The sequence below is a fragment of the Pseudomonas sp. Sample_9 genome (genome assembly GCF_004307535.1).
Classification (GTDB): Bacteria; Pseudomonadota; Gammaproteobacteria; order Pseudomonadales; family Pseudomonadaceae; genus Aquipseudomonas; species Aquipseudomonas mercuritolerans.
The window spans coordinates 1-675 of the sequence record NZ_RAZO01000368.1; the positions used below are offsets into that span (position 1 = coordinate 1).

Sequence of the window (675 nt, forward strand, 5' to 3'; positions counted from 1 at the left end):
GGAATGCCTGTTTGGCGTACGGGTGAATGCGGCCGTCGAAGTTGCGGTTGCCGGACAGCACGGCGGTGGCGTACACATCGCGGTCGATGATCTCTTGCTGGATCACCGGATCAAGCGCGCCGGACATGCCGTTGCAGGTGGTGCAGGCAAACGCGACGACGCCGAAACCCAGCTGTTCCAGCTCAGTGGTCAGCCCCGCTTCATCGAGGTACAGCGCCACGGTTTTCGAGCCCGGCGCCAGCGAGGATTTGACCCACGGCTTGCGCGTCAGGCCGAGCTTGTTGGCATTGCGCGCCAAGAGCCCTGCGGCGATGACGTTGCGCGGGTTGCTGGTGTTGGTGCAACTGGTGATCGCGGCGATGATCACCGCGCCGTCGGGCATTTGCCCCGGCACGTCATCCCACTGCCCGGAAATGCCTTTGGCTGCCAGATCCGATACCGCGACGCGGGCGTGCGGGTTGCTCGGGCCGGCCATGTTGCGCACCACCGAGGACAAATCGAAGGTCAGGCCGCGCTCGTATTGCGCGCCTTTCAAGCTGTCAGCCCACAGGCCGGTGAGTTTGGCGTACTGCTCGACCAATTGAACCTGCTGGTCTTCACGACCGGTCAGTTTCAGGTAATCGATGGTCTGCTGGTCGATGTAGAACATCGCCGCCGTGGCGCCGTATTCCGGGG

At 63.6% G+C, this 675-nt stretch carries 1 protein-coding gene; it reads right to left on the bottom strand.

All coding sequences use genetic code 11. From position 1 onward, the window contains the following. The coding region (locus D6877_RS21170; RefSeq protein ID WP_241662934.1) for an aconitase family protein at positions 1–675 on the bottom strand (675 nt) is incomplete at both ends.